Raw genomic sequence first — 20,661 nt, 5'->3', positions numbered from 1 at the left:
GGAGAATTTAATAACAAAATATAACAGTTGTTAAATTGCTTAAAACAGGTGAAATCTCAATCGGAATTTTGCTTTCGATGATCAGAATGAAAATCGTTACCGTTGCGCCTGTTTTCACAAGCGTTGCGTGACATAAAAAGAATTCTTTTTTAATATCAAAGTATCAAAAACAAAGGAGGTTCTTTTTATGTTGAAGGAATTAAAGAAAAACAAAATGAGTGTTGTTGCAACTGGAATTTTATTTGGTGTTATGGGGGTATTAATTATTCCTATGATAGCAGTAATTGTAAAAATATCGAATGCATTATCCCAAAAACATCCTAGGATATACAAGTATAGTATGATTGCTTTTATCGGTATGTTATTGGCAATTAGCCTATTTTGCGTTGTTATTAAACATCAGATGAGTTTTCTTGTAATAGTTGCTTGTTTAGCAATAACATTATGCGACACTATTAAAAACAGATAATAAATGGAGTACAACTATGGAAATATCAGATTTGATTAAATCAGCCAGAATTGAAAAGGGCTTAACCCAACAACAACTGGCTGATGTTGTCTTTGTTACGCGACAGACAATTTCGAAATGGGAATTGGGAAAAAGTGTTCCTGACCAAGCCTCTCTTATATTGCTATACCAGTATTTGGACATCAAGGATAATGAGAAAAAACAGTTATCAAAGCTTATTTTTAATAAGCAAAATATTATATTAATTTTGATTGCAATCTTATTTTCTCCTATGGTTATTGGAGTACGTTTTATCTGTTGTAAAATTGATAAGATTGAAAATCGAAAAATTAAAGCGGTAATCAAGGTTATTGGCTTTGTTGTATTCTCATCGTATCTAGTATCTTTAAAAGAAAATGTGGCGTATTTGTTAATTGGTATATTTTCTCTGGTGTATTTGTTATATCAATTCTATTTGAGTGGATTGGAAACTAAATGATTTGTGTCAGCAAGTTTAAGGCAAGCGATAATTCATGAAATTCCAGTTTGTAGAATTCAAAAATTTAATATGAAATGTGAGATAGAGCGTATGGAAATAATCTATACGTTCTATTTTTTTTGCCTTTTTGAAAAAAGTGATTAAAAAACTATTGACATTTTGTTACTGGCAAGACTGCGAAGTCGATTTTGATTTCTGTTGGTGTCCGTCTGGCAGCGTTCAATCTGAAACAGTTCCAGTGCTTATATGGTAGGTTTTGATCAATTCATATTGAGAAATACCTTTATCTTTTAATGTCTGCCATAATGGGGCATAGGTAAACAAATGTATCACCTCTTTCATGCGTGTTCTATATTTAATTATAGGGTTTTCAATTACCTTACATATTGCCGAATATTCGACTATAATAAACATAACAAGAGAGCAAAGATTAGATACAATGTAGTTCAAATATGGAGAAAGATATGGAAAAGTGTGCAGAACAGCAAAGGCTGTTATTCCTTGGTATGTGTAGTTTGGAAGACCGAAAGAGAATTTGTGATGAAAAAATAATGGATTTATATAATTTTGAGCGAATTACTTATTTGCTGGAAGCGTTTGGATTTGAAGAATATAAATTTGTATTTGAAATGAAGTATAAAGATCTGCTACTGAAACTTGCGGATATTGTTGAGCAGAATTTAGTATGTGGAAATTCTATGGATAAATATGTGTTACAGGATAAATACGAAATAAGAAATGAGTGGCAGCAAGAGTTTATTAGAAATTTGCCCAATGAAGTAATGAAAAACTGTATTCAGGAGATATTTGATTTGTATGCATAAATGCTAGATTTGTTTCGGCTTAATATATTTGTGTACAGAAAAAGGTATGACATAAAAATAATAAAGGATTATGTGCGAAAATTGGAACCTGGTTCCAATTTTTGTGCTTTATGCCATATTCAAACAGAAGGGAGTGATAATAAGGACTATTTGTTATTCTGGGAACCGAAAAATAAAATGAGATTTTCTTATCAGATAGATGTTGAATTTTTAGCTTATCTTGAAAAGAATTTAAAAATTTGTTAAGATGGAACAGGTAAGCAAATAGGTAGTCATCTGTCTGTTAGAAAGAAGAAAAAGGATGGATGAGTATCATGGCTAAAGCCTTAAATGGGAAAGAGTTGGGGAAAGGAATTACTCAACTGAGAAATGGAACCTATCAAGCACGTGTGTATATTAAAGGAAATGACAAACCTATATATGCATCCAGTAAAAGATTAGAAGAAGTAAAACAAAAGAGAGAAAAAATATTAGAATAATATAATCTAGGATTGCAGACTGATGCCAGCAAAAAAACGTTAAATGATTGGTTTGATGAGTGGATGGAGTTATATGTGGTTGGAAAAGTGAAACCTAGGACTGTACAAAACTATATAAGAGAGTATGAAAGATGTAAATCTTATATAGGGCATAAACATATAAAAATGATGAAATATTATACACACCTTGAGGAAAATTTTGTGAATAAAGAATTTGATAAAATACGAGAAAAAATGTAAAATACCTAGAAGTTACAAATGGAAATAACTGAGCCTGCGAGGAAGCAAAGATACGATGGTTTTCTCGTAGGCTGACAGATAAAAAAGAGAATAATTATAACAAACACGCGGATAAATATGCAAAAGGCTATTAGGGAAGAAAGTACGAAAGTTTAGAAAACCGTGTAAAAACCGTGTAGAAAAAAACAGAAAGTGCTGAAACCCTTGTAAAATAAGGAGATTTTGATATGATTGGGGAACTAACACCGATGATGAAGCAATATATGCAGACAAAAGAGGAATACAAGGATTGTATCCTTTTTTACCGCTTAGGAGATTTTTATGAAATGTTCTTCGACGATGCTCTCACAGCATCAAAAGAGCTGGAAATTACTCTGACTGGAAAGAATTGCGGACTGGAGGAACGGGCACCGATGTGCGGAATCCCGTACCATGCAGTTGACAGTTATCTGAACCGTCTGGTATCCAAAGGCTATAAGGTAGCAATCTGTGAGCAGGTAGAAGATCCGAAAACAGCAAAAGGAATTGTAAAACGGGAAGTTATCCGTGTAGTAACACCTGGAACCAACCTGGATACTCAGGGACTGGATGAAACAAAGAACAATTACATTATGTGTATTGTCTATATGGCAGACCGGTACGGACTTTCGGTTGCGGATGTTACAACCGGGGAATATCTGGTGACAGAACTGGATTCCCAGACAAAACTGATGGATGAGCTTTACAAATTTATGCCGTCTGAGATTGTCTGCAATGAAGCATTTTACATGAGTGGACTGGATTTGGATGATCTGAAAAACCGTCTGCATATGGCAATTTATTCACTGGAAGCATGGTATTTTGATGATGCGCTCTGCCGGGAAACTTTGCAGGAACATTTTAAGGTGGCTTCTCTTGAAGGAATTGGACTTTCGGACTATGAATGTGGGATGATCGCGTCCGGTGCGCTTTTAAAGTATCTGGAAGAGACGCAGAAGAATTCCCTGTCTCATATGAGCCGTCTGACACGTTATGCAACGGGTAATTATATGGTTCTGGACAGTGCTACAAGGCGTAATCTGGAGTTGGTTGAGACTTTGCGTGAAAAGCAGAAAAGAGGATCCCTTCTGTGGGTACTGGATAAGACAAAGACGGCAATGGGGGCGAGAACCCTTCGGAAATATGTAGAACAGCCGTTGATCGACAAGAAATCCATTGTCAAAAGGCTGGATGCAGTTGCGGAATTGAAGGACAATGCTATTTGCAGAGAAGAAATCCGGGAATATTTGAATCCGGTGTACGATCTGGAGCGTCTGGTCGGGAAAATCACCTATCAGTCAGCAAATCCAAGAGATCTGATTGCATTTCAGAGTTCCCTTTCCATGCTCCCGTCGGTTAAATGCATATTAAAGGATATGGAGAGTGACCTTTTAAAAGAAATTTATGAAGAACTGGATCCGCTGGAAGAACTTTGTGATCTGGTTGGACGGGCGATTCAGGAAGAACCGCCGCTTGCCATGAAAGAAGGCGGAATCATCAAAGACGGTTATAATGAAGAAGTGGATCGTCTTCGAAAAGCAAAATCCGAAGGAAAGAACTGGCTTGCTGATCTGGAGACCAAGGAACGGGAAAAGACCGGGATTAAAAACCTGCGGATCCGTTATAATAAAGTATTCGGTTATTATCTGGAAGTTACCAATTCGTTCAAAGATCTGGTTCCGGATTATTATACAAGAAAGCAGACCCTTGCCAATGCGGAGCGTTATATCATTCCAGAACTGAAAGAGCTGGAAGATACGATTCTGGGAGCAGAGGATAAACTCTGTGCACTGGAATATGAGCTTTACTGTGAGGTGAGAAATACTATCGCAGCAGAGTTAACCAGGATACAGAGAACAGCAAAGGCAGTTGCAAAGCTGGATGTGATAGCTTCTCTTGCACTGGTTGCCGAGCGCAACAACTATGTACGGCCAAAGATCAATGAAAAGGGCGTGATCGACATTCGTGATGGGCGACATCCGGTGGTGGAAAAGATGATCCCGAATGATATGTTTATTGCCAACGATACTTATCTGGATGATAAAAAACAGCGTATTTCCATCATTACCGGACCAAACATGGCTGGAAAATCCACCTATATGCGTCAGGCTGCGCTGATCGTACTGATGGCACAGCTGGGATCCTTTGTGCCGGCGTCTTCAGCAAATATTGGACTTGTGGACCGCATTTTTACCCGTGTGGGAGCGTCAGATGACCTGGCAAGCGGACAGAGTACCTTCATGGTGGAGATGAACGAAGTGGCAAATATTCTGCGAAACGCGACAAGCAAGAGCCTTCTGATCCTGGATGAGATCGGAAGAGGAACCAGTACCTTTGATGGATTGAGTATTGCTTGGGCGGTTGTCGAGTATATCAGCAACAGCAAGCTTCTTGGGGCAAAGACCTTATTTGCAACCCACTATCATGAGCTTACCGAGCTGGAAGGCAAGATTAGCAATGTCAACAACTATTGTATTGCGGTCAAGGAAAAAGGTGATGATATCGTATTCCTGCGTAAGATCGTAAAGGGTGGAGCAGACAAGAGTTATGGTATCCAGGTCGCAAAGCTTGCAGGAGTGCCGGATCCGGTCATTAACCGCGCCAAAGAGATCGTAGAAGAGCTGGTGACAGCGGATATTACCGGAAAAGTAAAGGATATTGCGGTACAGGGAAGTGAGACGAAGAAAAAAACGCAGAAGAAGCTGGATGAGGTGGATCTGACACAGTTTTCTCTGTTTGATACTGTAAAAGATGATGATGTGTTAAATGAGTTAAAGGAACTGGATATCAGCCATATGACGCCAATGGATGCCATGAACAAACTGTATCAGCTGCAGAATAAGCTGCGGAACAGATGGTAGGCTGATCCATAAGAGAAAGGAAAGAAGAATCGAATGCCGCATATAGAATTGCTGGATCAGATTACAATTGATAAGATAGCAGCCGGGGAAGTGATTGAACGCCCGGCTTCTGTTGTGAAAGAGCTGGTGGAAAATGCGATTGACGCAGGATCTACAGCGGTGACTGTGGAGATTGAAGAGGGCGGGATTTCTCTGATACGAATTACGGATAATGGTTGTGGGATCGCGAAACAGGACGTGGAAAATGCATTTCTGCGCCATTCGACCAGCAAAATCCGCAGTGCAGAGGATCTGACACATTTGTCTTCTCTTGGGTTCCGCGGAGAAGCGTTGTCGAGTATTTCGGCAGTTGCAAGAGTGGAACTGATCACAAAGACAAGAGAAGATGTATTTGGGACAAAATATATCATAGAAGGCGGAAAAGGAAGAACGCCGGAGGAGACCGGAGCGCCGGATGGGACGACCTTTCTGGTGCGTCAGCTGTTTTTTAATACACCTGCCAGGCGCAAATTTCTGAAGACGCCGATGACAGAGGCAAGCCATATCAGTGATCTGCTGACCAGACTTGCCCTTTCGCATCCGGATATTTCCTTCCGGTTTATCAACAATGGACAGGTAAAGCTGCATACTTCCGGGAACGGGAAGATGAAAGATGTCATTTACCACATTTACGGACGGGAAATTGCGAACAATCTGATCCCACTGGAATTTGAAAAAGATGGTGTAAGGCTGTCCGGATATCTGGGAAAGCCAGTGATTAACCGCGGAAATCGAAATTTTGAAAATTATTTTGTCAACGGGCGTTATGTAAGGAACAGTATTCTTGCAAAAGCGATTGAAGATGGATACAAAGATTTTACGATGCAGCATCGTTATCCGTTTGTTGCATTCCAGATTGAGATCAATCCGGAAAAAATTGATGTAAATGTGCATCCATCCAAGATGGAACTTAGGTTCAGTAACCAGCAGGGGATTTACAATCTGCTTTATGAGGCGATCAGTAAGGGTCTGCATGAGCCGGAGTTGATTCCCGAAGTGGAAATGTCTGAGATCAAAGTACCGGGAATGTCTGAAAAAAGACAGGAAAAGAAAACTGTTATAAGAGATGCGGGGAATCCATATCGGACAGATGGCACTTTACCCAAGATGCGAAAGAGTTCCGTTCAGGAGGGGGCAGAGCGAGCGGAATCCTGGTCGCAGTCAGAGATGCCGTCAGCAGAACTTCAGACACAGATAAGTACAGAAAAGACAGTCTCAACCGGTGACGAAAAGCTGGATTATTTTATGCAGAAGATGAGAGAGCGGGTTTATGCCAGTCATCTTGCAGAAGCAAAAGGAGAGCAAGAGAAGAATATCGGTGCTAAAGAGTCAAAGATGGCTGCATTAGATGAAAATCCGGCTGTAGATATCCAGAATAAAGGAATAGAAAACAGAGCACATTCTGATAAAAGCAAAGAAAAAACAGAGTGCGATCCGGAAAAAACAGAGTCAAATCTGTTTTTGAAGGATTTGAAAGCAAAAAAAGTAAAACAGTTAGATTTGTTTGAAGAGCAGATTTTAAAGAAAGAGGCAAGACAGGAATACCGGATCATCGGACAGGTCTTTGAAACCTACTGGCTGATCCAGTATCGTGACAGCCTCTATATTGTAGACCAGCATGCCGCACATGAAAGAGTCCTTTATGAAAGGACCCTTGCAGGAATGAAGAAGAGAGAGTATACTTCACAATACTTGAGCCCACCGATCATCCTGAGCCTTTCTATGCAGGAGATTGATGTGTTGGAGACATTTAAAGACCGCTTTACGGCAATCGGGTTTGAAATTGAGCCATTTGGTGGTGACGAGTACGCAGTTCGCGCAATTCCGGATAATCTGTTTGGAATCGCCAAAAAGGAACTGCTTCTTGAAATGTTGGATTCCCTGTCGGATGGGTTATCGACCAGTCTGGAACCAGAGCTGATTGATGAGAAGATTGCATCCATGTCCTGCAAGGCGGCTGTCAAAGGAAATATGAAGCTGTCCTATGCAGAAATGGATGAACTGATCAATGAACTGTTGTCCCTGGATAATCCATATCATTGTCCGCATGGCAGACCAACGATCATTGCGATGACAAAGCGGGAACTGGAAAAGAAATTTAAGCGTATTGTGTAGGAGAAGAACATGACACAGATGACAGAGAAGAAAAAGCCACTGATCATATTGACAGGCCCAACTGCTGTCGGAAAGACGGCTGCGTCGATTGGCCTTGCAAAAGCAATTGGAGGAGAGATCATTTCGGCGGATTCGATGCAGGTATACCGGCACATGGATATTGGTTCCGCGAAGATTTTGCCGGAAGAGATGAAAGGTGTGAAACATTATCTGATCGATGTGCTTAATCCGGAAGAGGAATTTAATGTAGCTGTTTTTCAGAAGATGGCAAAAGATGCAATGGTAGAGATCTATAAGAGAGGACGTATTCCGATTGTTGTAGGTGGCACGGGATTTTATATCCAGGCGCTTTTGTATGACATTGATTTTGAAAAGGGAGAAGAAAACACTGCCTATCGAAAGAAGCTGGAAACGTATGCAAAGGAGCATGGTGCGCAGGCACTCCATGACAGGCTGCGGGAAGCGGATCCAAAATCGGCAGATGCAATTCATGCAAATAATGTAAAACGGGTGATTCGTGCTCTGGAATATTATCATGAGACAGGAACAAAGATTTCCGAACATAATGAAGCAGAACGGGAGAAGGATTCCCCGTATCGGTTTGCGTATTTTGTTCTGAATGATGTGCGTAGCCGTTTGTATGAGCGGATTGATCGTCGTGTGGATCTGATGGTGGAGCAGGGGCTTGTAGATGAGGTGACTGCTTTAAAGATCAGAGGATGCACAAGGGAAATGGTTTCAATGCAGGGACTTGGATATAAGGAAATTCTGGATTATCTGGATGGAAAGAATTCACTTGAAGAAGCGGTAACGATCCTGAAAAGGGATACCCGTCATTTTGCAAAACGTCAATTGACCTGGTTCCGCAGAGAGCGGGATGTGAACTGGATCCAGAAAGAGGAATTCGGATACGATGAAGAGAAGATTTTGCAAGCAATGCTTGCGATACTGAAAGAAAAGGAGATTACAGACTAATGGATATCAGTCAGAAAATACAGAAATTATATGAACAGACCGGAATTTCACCGGAAGTTTATGACTTTGGAGAAAAAATTGAAAAATCACTGAAAGAACGTTTTGATAAGATCGATAAGATGGCAGAGTTGAACCAGCTGAAGGTCATTCATGCCATGCAGGAAGCAAGGGTGAATGCAGAATGCTTTAACTATGCATCTGGCTATGGATACAATGATTTCGGAAGAGATACGCTGGAAAAGGTGTATGCAAATGTCTTTCATACCGAAGATGCGCTGGTAAGACCACAGATTACCTGTGGAACCCATGCACTTGCTTTAACACTTTCTGCAAATTTAAGACCTGGTGATGAACTGCTTTCCATCGCAGGAAAGCCTTATGACACACTGGAAGAGGTCATTGGAATCCGCCCATCCACAGGTTCCCTTGCAGAATATGGAGTAATCTATAACCAGGTGGACCTGCTGCCGGACGGAAGCTTTGACTTTGATTCGATTGAAAAAGCGATTGGCGAGAAAACAAAGCTGATCACGATTCAGCGTTCCAAAGGATATCAGACAAGACCGAGTTTTTCTGTGGATCAAATTGGGGAAGCAATTGCATTTGTCAAGAAGATCAAACCGGAAGTCATCTGTATGGTGGATAACTGCTATGGTGAATTCGTAGAAGAAAAGGAGCCAAGTGATGTGGGTGCGGATCTGGTTGTCGGTTCCCTGATCAAGAATCCGGGCGGCGGACTTGCCCCGATCGGTGGCTATGTGGCTGGAAGAAAGGATCTGATCGAGCAGTGTGCTTACCGCCTTACTTCTCCTGGACTTGGAAAAGAAGTGGGTGCTTCACTTGGTGTGATGCAGTCGTTTTATCAGGGACTTTTCCTTGCACCGACTGTTGTTGCAGGTGCATTAAAAGGTGCTATTTTTGCGGCGAATGTATATGAAAAGCTTGGTTATGCAGTTGTACCGGACGGAAAAGAGGAACGCCATGATATCATTCAGGCGGTAACACTTGGAAGTGCGGAAGGTGTAATTGCATTCTGTCAGGGAATCCAGGCGGCAGCACCGGTTGACAGTTATGTAACACCGGAACCGTGGGCAATGCCGGGATATGACAGTGATGTGATTATGGCGGCAGGGGCATTTGTACAGGGATCGTCCATCGAACTGAGTGCAGATGGACCGATCAAAGAACCGTATGCAGTATATTTTCAGGGAGGTCTCACCTGGGCGCATGCAAAACTTGGTATTTTAATGTCTCTTCAGAAGTTATATGAAAAAGGAATTGTAAAGGAATTATAGAATGAAAAAAAGAGTCATCATCATCGGCGGCGGAGCAGCTGGCAGTATGGCTGCACTTACGGCGGCGCAGAACGGCGCAGATGTACTGCTTCTGGAACAGAATGAAATAATTGGCAGAAAAATACTGTCGACGGGTAATGGCAGATGTAACTTTACCAATCGTTTTCAGGATCCATCCTGCTATCGAAGCGACAATAGCGGATTTGCATGGAAATCAATCGGAAAATTTTCTGAGCCTGAGACAACGTCTTTTTTTAAAAATCTTGGAATTTATCCGAAGGATAAAAATGGCTATCTGTATCCCTGGTCTGAGCAAGCCTCGGCAGTGAGGGAAGCACTGGAGTCTGCGCTGAAACTGGCAAAGATCCGGATTCATACCGGAGTTCGCGTATTTGGGATCATACCAAAGAAAAATGGTTTTCAGATCAGTTTTTCAAAAGATGGGAAAAAAGGAATGATTTCCGGTGAGGCTGTGATCCTTGCGGCCGGATCAAAGGCAGCTGCAAAGCTAGGGAGTGACGGAAGTGGATATGACCTGGCAAAAATGCTGGGACATAAGCTGGTTCCGGTTGTCCCGGCTCTGGTACAGCTTCGGTGCAGGGAAAAGCTGTACCGGCAAGTTGCAGGCGTGCGTACTCATGGAAAAGTAACGGTTTTTATCGATGGGACAGAAACGGCTTCTGATATCGGCGAGCTGCAGCTTACGGATTATGGTATTTCCGGGATCCCGGTCTTTCAGATCAGCCGTTATGCGGCGAGAGGTCTGTATGAAAAGAAAGAAGTTTTTGCAGAACTGGATTTTATGCCGGATTTTGGAGATGTAGAATTTTTGCAGATGTTAAAGGAACGGAAGATAAGGCTGGATGGTTTTGTGATGGAACAGTATTTTAATGGATTATTCCACAAAAAGCTTGCCGGTGCGCTGCTTAAGAGAATTGGAATTTCGGGAACAATGCCGGTGCATGACCTTGGTGAAGAGAATCTGGAAAGACTTTGCCGGATCTGTAAGCATTTCCGGACTTATATTGATAAGACAAATCCGTTTGAACAGGCGCAGATCTGTGCGGGGGGTGTAGATACAAGCGAGATTGATCCGGACACGATGGAGTCGAAGCTTGTAAAAGGACTTTATTTTGCAGGAGAAATTCTGGATGTAGATGGAATCTGCGGAGGTTACAATCTGCAGTGGGCATGGACCAGTGGTTATCTGGCAGGGAAAGGAGCGGCAAATGCTTAGAATCAGTCAGCTGAAGCTTCCGGTTACGCATACGGAAGAGGATTTGAAGAAAAAGATTGTGCACACACTGATGTGCAGGACAGAAGCGGTACAGAGCTATGAGATTATCAAGCAGTCTCTGGATGCCAGAAAGAAGCCGGAGCTGTTCTATGTCTATACTGTGGATGTAAAAGCGGACAATGAAAAACAGCTTTTGAAGATGCTTACCCGAAAAAAGCGTGCAGGCAATGTGCAACTCCATGAAGCAATGCCATATGTTTTTCCGGCAGGAGGCAACGAAAAATTGAAGTCACGTCCGGTAGTTGTCGGATGCGGTCCTGCCGGACTTTTCTGTGCGTATTTTCTTGCAGAATATGGGTATCAGCCGGTTCTTCTGGAACAGGGGGCACCGGTAGAAGAGCGACAGAAAGATGTTGAGGAGTTCTGGAAGACGGGGGTGCTGAAACCGGATTCTAATGTGCAGTTTGGAGAAGGCGGAGCAGGGACGTTTTCAGACGGAAAACTAAATACACTGATCAAGGATCCGGTGGGGCGCAATCGTAAGGTGCTGGAGATTTTCGTGGAAAACGGAGCACCAAAAGACATTCTTTATGTGAATAAACCACACATTGGAACGGATATTCTACGGACTGTGATCAGAAATATGCGGGAGAAAATCCTTGTGTGGGGTGGTGAAATCCATTTCCATACACAGATGACAGAGGTCCTTTTTACAGAAAATACAAGGCGGATCAGAGGGATCATATATGAAGATCTTCTGAAAAAAGAAAAAGAAGAAATACAGACGGAGACGCTGGTTCTGGCACCGGGACACAGTGCGCGGGAGACCTTTGCGATGCTCTTCGAGAAAAAGGTTCCGATGGAGGCAAAATCCTTTGCGGTTGGTGTACGTGCAGAACACCCGCAGGAGTTGATCGATCATTCCCAATATGGGGATGCAAAGGCATCTCTTCCGGCAGCAGCCTATAAGCTGACTGCAAAACTGCCGGATGGAAGAGGTGTATATTCATTCTGTATGTGTCCGGGAGGCTATGTGGTTAATGCGTCTTCGGAGGAGGGATATCTTGCGGTCAACGGAATGAGCTATCATGCCCGCGACAGCCACAATGCCAACAGCGCAATCGTTGTGACGGTTACACCGGAGGATTTTGAAAGCGACCATCCGCTTGCCGGAATTGCATTCCAGAGAAAACTGGAAAAGGCAGCTTACAAAGCAGGAAAAGGAAAAATTCCGGTACAGAGATACGGGGATTTTTACCGGAGTGTGACCGGAAAAGAAAAGGAAAAGACCGAAGCAGAAGTCTGGTATCAGGGACATGAGCCATGTATGAAGGGTGCGTATGAAGAGACAGACCTGGCGGGGATTTTCCCGGCAAAGATCAGTAGTGCGCTGGTGGATGGGATGGAAGATTTTAACAAGAAAATTCGAGGATTTTCGCATCCTCTTTCCGTTCTTTCCGGAGTGGAGAGCAGAACCTCTTCGCCGGTACGGATCGTAAGAGATAATCATTCGCTGGAAAGCGTGATTGGAGGACTTTATCCTTGCGGAGAGGGCGCAGGATATGCCGGCGGGATTACGTCGGCGGCAGCAGACGGTATTAAAATCGCAGAGAAAATTCGACAAAAATATGCACCGTTTTTATAGAAAACAGCTGTGTTAAGAAAAAAATAATATTTAAAAAGTCTATACACGTTTTTTAAAATATGCTAAAATGATACCAGTTTGTGATTCAAAAGAGGAGGAGTACAGATGAGAGGAGCCGGAAGTAAGAATGCCTGGGCGTTATTTCTGCTGATTCTGGCAGGGATTGTTCTGGGTGGCTTTATCGGTGTGCTTGCAGAAGGGGTTCCAGCACTTAGCTGGCTTTCTTATGGACAGACTTTCGGGGTAGAGACACCGATTGTTTTGAACCTCGGACTTGTCGTTATTACGTTTGGTCTTACGATTAAGATCACGATCGCAAGCATTATTGGAGTGATTATCTCCATATTCATTTATCGTTTCTTATAGGATGTATAAAGCATCCCATATACAAGGGTGGAGAGTCTGGTGTGAATCAACAAATCCTGCAAAAGGATGAATCAAAAAAATACCATTCGAGAAATGTTATCAGAAGAGCGGCCATATGAAAAATGTGAACGCTTTGGGGCGGGCAGTTTAACAGATATTGAATTGCTCGCTGTTTTGTTAAGGACTGGAACAAAGGGAGAGAGTGCACTGGATCTTGCCAGGAAGCTTTTTTATCCCGGAGAAGGTACACAGCCACAAGCCAAAGCCCATCTTCAAAGCTGGACAAAAGAAGAACTGCTGAAAATCAGTGGAATCGGAAGAGTAAAGGCTATTCAGATCTTATGTCTTTGTGAACTTTCCAAGAGAATGTCCCAGCTTTCAGCCAGAGAAGATCTGGATTTTTCAAGACCGGATACAATTGCAGCATATTATATGGAAGATATGCGCTATTACAGGCAGGAGCATTTGAAACTGCTGATGCTGAATACGCGTTCCAGACTGATCGGAGAAAGCGAAATTTCGAGAGGGACAGTAAACATGTCCGTAATTTCCCCGAGAGAGCTTTTTATAGAGGCATTGCAAAAGAACGCAGTCTATATTATATTGTTGCACAATCATCCAAGTGGTGATCCGATGCCGAGCAGGGAAGATATTCTTGTGACACAGCGCATCCGGGAGGGCGGAAGCCTTCTTGGAATTGAACTTCTGGATCATATCATTATTGGTGATAACTGCTATGTATCACTCGCAGAGCAGAAGCTGCTTAAGGAAAAGTAGTATGGAAAGGAACTTTAGATTATGGCGCGAAATATTTACGGTCTTGATCTCGGAACTTATGAGATCAAGGTGTATGATAAAAAGCAGGACAGTACGTGGAAAGAGAAGAATGTAATTGCTATTGTGGACGGAAAAGAGATCTTGGCTGTCGGCGATGAAGCATATGCGATGTTCGAGAGAACACCGGGAAATATTGAAGTGGTGTTTCCGATGAAAGAAGGTGTAATCAGCAGATTTACGGATATGCAGTATCTTCTTCAGAATCTGCTGAAGAAAGAGCGCCGTTTTACAAGAGGATCAGAATATCTGATCGCAGTACCTACGGATGTCACAGAAGTTGAAAAACGGGCGTTTTTTGATCTGGTTGTTCATTCAACGGCGAAAGCAAAAGAAGTGAGTATTGTAGAACGCGGTGTTGCGCAGTGTATCGGAATGGGAATTGATGTCCGGAAGACAAAAGGGATGCTGATCGTTGATTTTGGTGCGGCTACAACCGAATTATCTGTAGTAGGTTCAGGTGGCATGGTACTTAATAAAATGCTTAAGATTGGTGGTATGACATTTGATGTGGCAGTTCAGAATATGGTCCGCCGGAATTATGATTTTCTGATCGGAAGACAGACAGCCGAGGCTCTCAGAAAACGTTTTGGAGTGCTTGGCGGAAACGGAAAAGCTTCCATGGTGGTTGCCGGACGTAATCTGGTTGTTGGTGTACCAAGATACCAGGAAATCCCAAGCAGTGCGGTACGGGCTGCGATGAAAGAATCTCTGGAAACCTGTACTTCGCAGATTGGTCAGTTGATTGAACGGACCCCACCGGAGGTAGCCCGTTCAATCAAAAAGAATGGAATCTGTCTGACGGGTGGTGTTTCCAGGCTACCGGGGCTTGACCGGTACATAGAAGCTGTGACTGGATATCCGGTGCATGTGGCTGCTAAGCCGGATCTGTGTGCAGTAGAAGGGCTGCGACGGATGATCAATTCAAAAGAACTTAAAAAAATTTCGTACTCAATGTTGGATGAAAATTATAGGTGGATAAGATAGATGAAAAGAAAGAATCAATTTTCGACATCAAATAAATACTGGTTGCTGATCCTTGCTATCATATGTATTGTATTGATGGGACTTTCCGGATTTGCAGAGTCCGGGAAAGGACCGCTTTCCTGGGCAGCAGGTTACACGATCGTGCCGATGCAGAAAGGAATCAACCGTGTCGGGATGTGGATCGGCGATGTTTCAGAGAATTTTGCAACACTTCAGGAAATAAAAAAAGAAAACAAAGAACTGAAATCCCGCCTGGAAGAGATGACGACTGAGAATAACCGGTTGCAGCAGAATTCAGCAACGCTGGAAAGATATAAAGAACTATATAAGATGGATCAGAATACAGCGGATTATCCGAAAGTTGCTGCAAATGTAATCGCCAGCGAGAATAGCAACTGGTTTTCGAAATTTACGATTGATAAGGGAAGCAATGATGGGATCAGGAAAGATATGAATGTCCTATCTGGAACCGGACTGGTTGGAATCGTCACAGAAGTCGGACCGAACTGGGCAACAGTAAGTTCGATTATCGATGATAAAAATGTAAGTGCCATGATCCTGACAACCTTTGACAAATGTATTGTAAGCGGAGATCTGCAGACGGTGCAGGACGGACTTTTAAAATTTGAACAGCTTGCCAATAATGAAAATGAAGTGGCGGTTGGAGAACAGGTTGTAACATCGAATATCAGCAGCAAATATCTGCAGGGACTTCTGGTTGGATATATTTCAGAGGTAAATGTAGATTCCAATAACCTGACAAGATCCGGATATATCATTCCTGCTACGGATTTTAAGGAATTACAGGAAGTTCTTGTTATTACAACAACAAAGCAGGATCTGATCGATGGAAAAGGTGAAAGTGGAAGCGATAACGGAGGCGAATAGACATGAAAAAGATTAAAAGGATCCTGATCTGTGCTGTGTTGATCACTGTCTGTTTTCTTCTGGAGACAACGGTGTTTCAAAAGCTGGCGTTTGCCTCGATTATTCCGAATCTCCTGATTATCGTGACGTCCTCATTTGGATTTATGAGGGGACAAAAAGAAGGGATGATCATCGGCTTTTTCTGTGGACTTTTAAAAGATATACTAGGTGGAAATCTGCTTGGATTTTATGCGCTGATCTATATGCTGATCGGATATGGCAACGGATTTTTCCAGAGAGTATTTTATGACGAAGACATTAAACTCCCGTTGGCACTTATTGCCGGCAGTGAGTTTCTATATGGTATGGTGATTTATGTCCTTTTATTCATGTTAAAAAGTGATTTCCATTTTTTGAATTATCTGAGACATGTGATCATGCCGGAACTGGTTTACACGATTCTGGTTACACTGGTTCTGTATCAGATCATTCTGCATATTAACCGAAGACTTGAAGAAGAAGAAAAAAGGAGTGCTAGCAGATTTGTTTGATTTATTGGATCGTCTGAAAAGATGGTTTATCGACTTGGTAAAATCTAGAGTGTTTGTGCTGATGCTTGTGTTTATTGTGCTTTCTGCAATTTTGATACAGCGTGTGTTTGCTTTACAGATCGTAAACGGACAGGCATATCTGGATGACTATAAGCTTCAGATCCAGAAAACAAAAGAGGTACAGGGAACCAGAGGTCGTATCCTGGACCGGAACGGAGTGGTTCTGGCAGATAACAAGCTCGCATATTCCGTCACGATTGAAGACAACGGTGACTATGATACGGTTAAAGAGAAAAATAAAATCATCAATGCAACAATTGAGAAAGTGATCAGTATTGTTGAATCGAATGGAGATTCTATTGTCAATGATTTCAAAATTATTCTCAATGATAATGGAGAATATGCTTATTCCATGACAAGCGAGGTGCAGCGTCTGCGGTTCCTTGCGGATGTGTTTGGAAAAGCAACCATTGATAAGCTCAGTAACAAGCAGAAGGCATACAGTGCGGCAGATCTGATGCATTATCTCTGTACAGATGAGACCTACGGTTATGGGCTGGACGAACAGAAACTGTCCAAAGAAGAAATCCTGAAGCTGGTAACAATCCGGTATTCCATGGGACTGAATCGCTATCAGAAGTATGTGGCTACAACGATTGCAAGTGATGTCAGTGAAAGTACAACAGCTGCTATTATGGAAAACCTGGATACTCTTCAGGGAGTTAATATTGAAGAGGATTCAATCCGTTATTACCCGGACAGCAAATATTTTGCGTCTATTCTTGGTTATACGGGCGTAATTTCACAAGATGAATATGATGCGTTGGATGAAAAGGAGTCGGACTCGTATTCTCTTACGGATGTGGTTGGAAAAGCAGGGTTGGAGCAGACACTGGATAAAACACTTCAAGGTGAAAAAGGTGAAATCAAACTTTATGTTAACAGTGTGGGAAAGGTCATTGAGTCCAAGCAGGGGAAAAAGGCAAAAGCAGGAAATGATGTCTATCTTTCTATTGATGCCAATCTGCAAAAGGCAGCTTATGATCTCCTGGAAGAAAAGCTTGCCGGAATCATCCTTTCCAATCTGACTACGTCTCTGACCTATGACCGTACACAGGCAGAAGAGGGAAGTGATGTGAAGATACCGATTGGTGATGTTTACAATGCATTTATTTCCAATGAGGTTCTGAATGTGGGACATTTTGAGGCTGCGGATGCCGGGGAGACTGAGAAAAGTGTGTATGCGTCATTTTCCTCCAAAAAGGAGGCAGTGCTTGCAGATGTGATGGCACAGCTGAGTGATTCAGGTGCGCCGGCATATAAAGACTGTGATGAGGATATGCAGGCATATCTCAGTTATATTATCAGTACTGTACTTACCCAGAATGCAGCAATCATTCAGAAAGATTCGATTGATACCAATGATTCTACATATATTGCGTGGGAAAATGATGAGAGCATCAGTCTCTATACTTATCTGAATTATGCGATCTCCAAGAACTGGATCGATACATCAAAACTGACTGATTATATGAACAGTGACAGTGAGTATTCGGATCAGAATGAAGTATATCAGGGGATTCTGGCGTATATCAGTGCAAATCTTCCTAAGGATTCCGGATTTGACAAACTGATCTACAAGTATATGATACGCAATGAAGAAATCACAGGAAGCCAGATTGGTATGATGCTTTATGAGCAGGGAATTCTGAATTATGATGCAGATGTTTATAATAAGCTTGCGGATGGTACAATGACCGCCTATGATTTCATGTATTCCAAGATTGAAGATCTGGAAATCACACCGGGACAGCTTGGACTGGAACCATCTACCGGATCGGTCGTAGTAACTGACACGAAGACCGGACAGCTTCTTGCCTGTGTATCCTACCCGGGATATGATAATAACCGGCTTGCAAATACCATGGATTCAGGCTATTATACAAAGCTTTTAAATGATCAGTCAGCACCGTTATATAATAATGCGACGCAGGAGAAGACGGCACCGGGATCTACTTACAAACCACTGGTTGCTGTTGCCGGACTGACAGAAGATGTCATTGATACCAGTACGTATATCAGCTGCGGCGGACTCTATGAAAAAATTTCACCGAGTCCACGATGCTGGATTTATCCGGGGTCGCATGGAAGTCTGAATGTGACGAGTGCGATCCAGCATTCCTGCAATATGTTCTTCTATGAAGTTGGATACCGTCTGGGACTTACAAACCAGATGCTCAGTAATGCAAAGAGCAGCGAGTCGGGATATTCTTCTGACCAGGGATGTGAGACGCTTCTGAAATATGCGACTATGTTTGGACTGAACCAGACAACAGGAATCGAAATTCCGGAATCGTCACCTCAGGTATCTGATCAGGACTCTGTACGTTCTGCAATCGGTCAGGGTACTAATAACTATACGACAACTCAGCTTGCAAGATATGTTACAGCAATTGCAAACAGAGGAACTGTTTATAATCTTTCCCTTCTGGATCATGTGGAAAATAAGGATGGTAAGGTAACAAAAACTTACGAACCGGATGTGCTGAACCAGATAGAGGGTGTTTCCGGAAATACATGGGATGCTGTTCAGTCGGGAATGCGGGCAGTTGTTACCAGCAACAGTACATATTCTTCGCTGGGAAATATTACAATGTCAGGTAAAACCGGTACGGCACAGCAGAGTACTACACATCCGGATCACGGTCTGTTTGTTGGCTATGCGCCAAGTGACGATCCGGAAGTCGCATTTGCGATCCGTATCAAAAATGGTTATGAATCTTTATATCCGTCAGAGATTGGAAGAGACCTGATGCGCTATTATTATGGAGAGACAAGCCGTGATGAGCTGATCACAGGGCATGCATCGGCAGCAGGTTCATCATCGACACATGGAGACTAGATTGAGGGGGATCACAGGTATGAAACAGAAAGTCATCATTAAAAGTAATAAATACGGTCTGATTGTTCATATGGATCCTGATGCAGAGTATACAGAGATTCTGAAGGAATTGAGAGAAAAATTTACCGAATCTGCCCGCTTTTTCAAAGATGCGACCATGGCGGTTACGTTTGAAGGGCGGATTCTTACAAAACCACAGGAAGAAGAGGTCATTGGTCTGATCACTGATGTCGCTCATATCCATATTGTCTGTATTTTTGATACTAATGAAAATACAGAAAGATTATACAAAAAAGTAGTAGAAGACTCTCTTAACAGTTTAACCAGAAAAGAAGGTCAGTTCTACAAAGGTACACTCAGACAAAGGCAGGTACTGGAGACAGAGCAGAGTATTATTATACTTGGCGATGTAGAGTTTGGTGCAACCGTAGTATCCAAGGGCAATATTGTTGTGCTGGGTGCGGTAAGGGGAACGGTACATGCCGGGGCAACAGGAGATCGGAATGCGTTTATTACGGCGTTGTCGATGAGACCGCATGTGATGAAGATTGCAGATATTGTATCAACACATACATATCTTCAGGACGAAACCGTAAGACCAAGTATCGCCCGTCTTGACGGCAAGCGCATTTATATCGATCCACTGGAGAATTTGGAGTGGTAGGAGGATCTGAAAAATGGGTGAAATTATTGTAGTGACATCGGGAAAAGGCGGTGTCGGAAAAACAACAACGACAGCAAATATAGGTGCCGGACTTTCAAGGCTCGGGAAAAAGGTACTGGTGATCGATACGGATCTGGGCCTTCGGAATCTGGATGTTGTCATGGGACTTGAAAACCGGATCGTATATAATCTGGTCGATGTGATCGAAGGTGGCTGCCGTTTGAAGCAGGCGATGATCAGTGATAAGCGTCATGAAAATCTGTATCTGCTGCCATCGGCACAGACAAAGGATAAGTCAGCGATCACACCGGAGCAGATGATCAAGCTTACAAATGAGCTTCGAGATGAATTTGATTACGTTTTACTGGATTGTCCGGCAGGAATTGAGCAGGGATTCCAGAATGCGATTGCCGGAGCTGACAGAGCATTTGTTGTGACAACGCCAGAAGTATCCTCCATTCGTGATGCTGACCGCATCATTGGGCTGCTGGAGCAGAATCACATGAAAAAACTGAATCTTATTATTAACCGTATCAGGATGGATATGGTGAAAAGAGGAGAGATGATGTCAGTAGAAGATGTGACAGAGATTCTTCCTATCGATCTGATCGGAGCAATTCCGGATGATGAACAGGTCGTGATCGGAACGAACCAGGGAGAGACGGTTGTAGATATGGATTCGCTGGCAGGAAAAGCATATACCAATATCTGCCGGCGTATAACCGGTGAAGAAGTACCATTTCTCGATCTGGATAAACAGGAAGGTCTGTTTTACAAACTTTCCCATATGTTTAAAAGAAATTAGGAGGATGTAT

General features: G+C 42.6%; 19 protein-coding genes. All 19 read left to right on the top strand.

Translation table 11 applies throughout. The annotated features are described in order from the left end of the window. Positions 1-187: 187 nt before the first annotated feature. The 19 genes from PGZ10_RS10340 (at position 188) to minD (ending at position 20,651) form a co-directional block, all read left to right on the top strand. A complete protein-coding gene (locus PGZ10_RS10340) occupies positions 188-469 on the top strand; it encodes a hypothetical protein (RefSeq protein WP_007887522.1) in 282 nt (93 codons plus the stop codon). Positions 470-485: 16 nt separating this feature from the next. Further along, complete coding sequence (locus PGZ10_RS10335; protein ID WP_007887521.1) at positions 486-947, top strand: helix-turn-helix transcriptional regulator; 462 nt, start codon at positions 486-488, stop codon at positions 945-947. Positions 948-1,411: 464 nt separating this feature from the next. Beyond that, positions 1,412-1,771, top strand: a complete 360-nt coding sequence (locus tag PGZ10_RS10330; RefSeq protein WP_147356962.1) for a hypothetical protein — start codon at positions 1,412-1,414, stop codon at positions 1,769-1,771. Between the two features lie 314 nt (positions 1,772-2,085). Beyond that, positions 2,086-2,250, top strand: coding sequence for a hypothetical protein (locus PGZ10_RS10325; RefSeq protein WP_182438561.1), 165 nt, complete (start codon positions 2,086-2,088; stop codon positions 2,248-2,250). Between the two features lie 12 nt (positions 2,251-2,262). Further along, on the top strand, positions 2,263-2,490 hold the full coding sequence (locus PGZ10_RS16950; protein ID WP_118198283.1) for a hypothetical protein: 228 nt from the start codon (positions 2,263-2,265) through the stop codon (positions 2,488-2,490). 227 nt (positions 2,491-2,717) lie between these two features. Beyond that, on the top strand, positions 2,718-5,369 hold the full coding sequence (mutS, locus tag PGZ10_RS10320) for a DNA mismatch repair protein MutS (RefSeq protein ID WP_330674269.1): 2,652 nt from the start codon (positions 2,718-2,720) through the stop codon (positions 5,367-5,369). Between the two features lie 33 nt (positions 5,370-5,402). Continuing rightward, a complete protein-coding gene (mutL, locus tag PGZ10_RS10315) occupies positions 5,403-7,523 on the top strand; it encodes a DNA mismatch repair endonuclease MutL (protein WP_118198282.1) in 2,121 nt (706 codons plus the stop codon). A 9-nt stretch (positions 7,524-7,532) separates the two neighbouring features. Then, a complete protein-coding gene (gene miaA, locus PGZ10_RS10310; RefSeq protein ID WP_182438560.1) occupies positions 7,533-8,498 on the top strand; it encodes a tRNA (adenosine(37)-N6)-dimethylallyltransferase MiaA in 966 nt (321 codons plus the stop codon). Then, positions 8,498-9,793: a methionine gamma-lyase family protein gene (locus PGZ10_RS10305; RefSeq protein ID WP_117558327.1), complete on the top strand. Its 1,296-nt coding sequence runs from the start codon at positions 8,498-8,500 to the stop codon at positions 9,791-9,793. The genes miaA and PGZ10_RS10305 overlap by 1 nt, the downstream gene beginning before the upstream one ends. Before the next feature lies 1 nt (position 9,794). Then, positions 9,795-11,030, top strand: a complete 1,236-nt coding sequence (locus tag PGZ10_RS10300; protein ID WP_270541347.1) for an aminoacetone oxidase family FAD-binding enzyme — start codon at positions 9,795-9,797, stop codon at positions 11,028-11,030. Next, positions 11,023-12,675, top strand: coding sequence for an NAD(P)/FAD-dependent oxidoreductase (locus PGZ10_RS10295; protein WP_118198280.1), 1,653 nt, complete (start codon positions 11,023-11,025; stop codon positions 12,673-12,675). The genes PGZ10_RS10300 and PGZ10_RS10295 overlap by 8 nt, the downstream gene beginning before the upstream one ends. A 105-nt stretch (positions 12,676-12,780) precedes the next feature. Next, positions 12,781-13,041, top strand: coding sequence for a DUF4321 domain-containing protein (locus PGZ10_RS10290; RefSeq protein ID WP_008370229.1), 261 nt, complete (start codon positions 12,781-12,783; stop codon positions 13,039-13,041). Positions 13,042-13,107: 66 nt separating this feature from the next. Next, positions 13,108-13,818 carry a RadC family protein gene (gene radC, locus PGZ10_RS10285; protein WP_008370231.1) on the top strand — a complete coding sequence of 237 codons (711 nt, stop codon included), beginning with the start codon at positions 13,108-13,110 and terminating at the stop codon, positions 13,816-13,818. A gap of 21 nt (positions 13,819-13,839) precedes the next feature. Next, positions 13,840-14,862 (top strand): rod shape-determining protein, encoded by a 1,023-nt coding sequence (locus tag PGZ10_RS10280; RefSeq protein ID WP_118198279.1) that lies wholly within the window; start codon positions 13,840-13,842, stop codon positions 14,860-14,862. Continuing rightward, positions 14,863-15,750 carry a rod shape-determining protein MreC gene (gene mreC / locus PGZ10_RS10275; protein ID WP_117823648.1) on the top strand — a complete coding sequence of 296 codons (888 nt, stop codon included), beginning with the start codon at positions 14,863-14,865 and terminating at the stop codon, positions 15,748-15,750. Between the two features lie 2 nt (positions 15,751-15,752). Next, positions 15,753-16,280, top strand: coding sequence for a rod shape-determining protein MreD (gene mreD / locus PGZ10_RS10270; RefSeq protein WP_173826051.1), 528 nt, complete (start codon positions 15,753-15,755; stop codon positions 16,278-16,280). A 61-nt stretch (positions 16,281-16,341) separates the two neighbouring features. Then, on the top strand, positions 16,342-19,182 hold the full coding sequence (locus PGZ10_RS10265) for a penicillin-binding transpeptidase domain-containing protein (RefSeq protein ID WP_416810409.1): 2,841 nt from the start codon (positions 16,342-16,344) through the stop codon (positions 19,180-19,182). Between the two features lie 19 nt (positions 19,183-19,201). Continuing rightward, positions 19,202-19,846 carry a septum site-determining protein MinC gene (locus PGZ10_RS10260; protein WP_242999992.1) on the top strand — a complete coding sequence of 215 codons (645 nt, stop codon included), beginning with the start codon at positions 19,202-19,204 and terminating at the stop codon, positions 19,844-19,846. Between the two features lie 13 nt (positions 19,847-19,859). Beyond that, on the top strand, positions 19,860-20,651 hold the full coding sequence (gene minD, locus PGZ10_RS10255) for a septum site-determining protein MinD (RefSeq protein WP_117558341.1): 792 nt from the start codon (positions 19,860-19,862) through the stop codon (positions 20,649-20,651). The last annotated feature ends 10 nt before the right edge of the window (positions 20,652-20,661 follow it).

Origin of the sequence: Coprococcus sp. AF102-57 (assembly GCF_027686195.1) — a bacterium.
Lineage (GTDB): Bacteria > Bacillota > Clostridia > Lachnospirales > Lachnospiraceae > Allocoprococcus > Allocoprococcus comes.
This window is presented reverse-complemented; position numbering and strand designations above follow the sequence as displayed.

Bases quoted from the DNA above. Each gene is read 5' to 3' on its own strand.
- mreC (WP_117823648.1), top strand. From the start codon at position 14,863: ATGAAAAGAAAGAATCAATTTTCGACATCAAATAAATACTGGTTGCTG.
- mutS (WP_330674269.1), top strand. From the start codon at position 2,718: ATGATTGGGGAACTAACACCGATGATGAAGCAATATATGCAGACAAAA.
- radC (WP_008370231.1), top strand. From the start codon at position 13,108: ATGAATCAAAAAAATACCATTCGAGAAATGTTATCAGAAGAGCGGCCA.
- PGZ10_RS10335 (WP_007887521.1), top strand. From the start codon at position 486: ATGGAAATATCAGATTTGATTAAATCAGCCAGAATTGAAAAGGGCTTA.
- mreD (WP_173826051.1), top strand. From the start codon at position 15,753: ATGAAAAAGATTAAAAGGATCCTGATCTGTGCTGTGTTGATCACTGTC.
- PGZ10_RS10325 (WP_182438561.1), top strand. From the start codon at position 2,086: ATGGCTAAAGCCTTAAATGGGAAAGAGTTGGGGAAAGGAATTACTCAA.
- PGZ10_RS10280 (WP_118198279.1), top strand. From the start codon at position 13,840: ATGGCGCGAAATATTTACGGTCTTGATCTCGGAACTTATGAGATCAAG.
- PGZ10_RS10260 (WP_242999992.1), top strand. From the start codon at position 19,202: ATGAAACAGAAAGTCATCATTAAAAGTAATAAATACGGTCTGATTGTT.
- PGZ10_RS10305 (WP_117558327.1), top strand. From the start codon at position 8,498: ATGGATATCAGTCAGAAAATACAGAAATTATATGAACAGACCGGAATT.
- mutL (WP_118198282.1), top strand. From the start codon at position 5,403: ATGCCGCATATAGAATTGCTGGATCAGATTACAATTGATAAGATAGCA.
- PGZ10_RS10290 (WP_008370229.1), top strand. From the start codon at position 12,781: ATGAGAGGAGCCGGAAGTAAGAATGCCTGGGCGTTATTTCTGCTGATT.
- PGZ10_RS10265 (WP_416810409.1), top strand. From the start codon at position 16,342: ATGCTTGTGTTTATTGTGCTTTCTGCAATTTTGATACAGCGTGTGTTT.
- minD (WP_117558341.1), top strand. From the start codon at position 19,860: ATGGGTGAAATTATTGTAGTGACATCGGGAAAAGGCGGTGTCGGAAAA.
- PGZ10_RS10340 (WP_007887522.1), top strand. From the start codon at position 188: ATGTTGAAGGAATTAAAGAAAAACAAAATGAGTGTTGTTGCAACTGGA.
- PGZ10_RS10330 (WP_147356962.1), top strand. From the start codon at position 1,412: ATGGAAAAGTGTGCAGAACAGCAAAGGCTGTTATTCCTTGGTATGTGT.
- miaA (WP_182438560.1), top strand. From the start codon at position 7,533: ATGACACAGATGACAGAGAAGAAAAAGCCACTGATCATATTGACAGGC.
- PGZ10_RS10300 (WP_270541347.1), top strand. From the start codon at position 9,795: ATGAAAAAAAGAGTCATCATCATCGGCGGCGGAGCAGCTGGCAGTATG.
- PGZ10_RS10295 (WP_118198280.1), top strand. From the start codon at position 11,023: ATGCTTAGAATCAGTCAGCTGAAGCTTCCGGTTACGCATACGGAAGAG.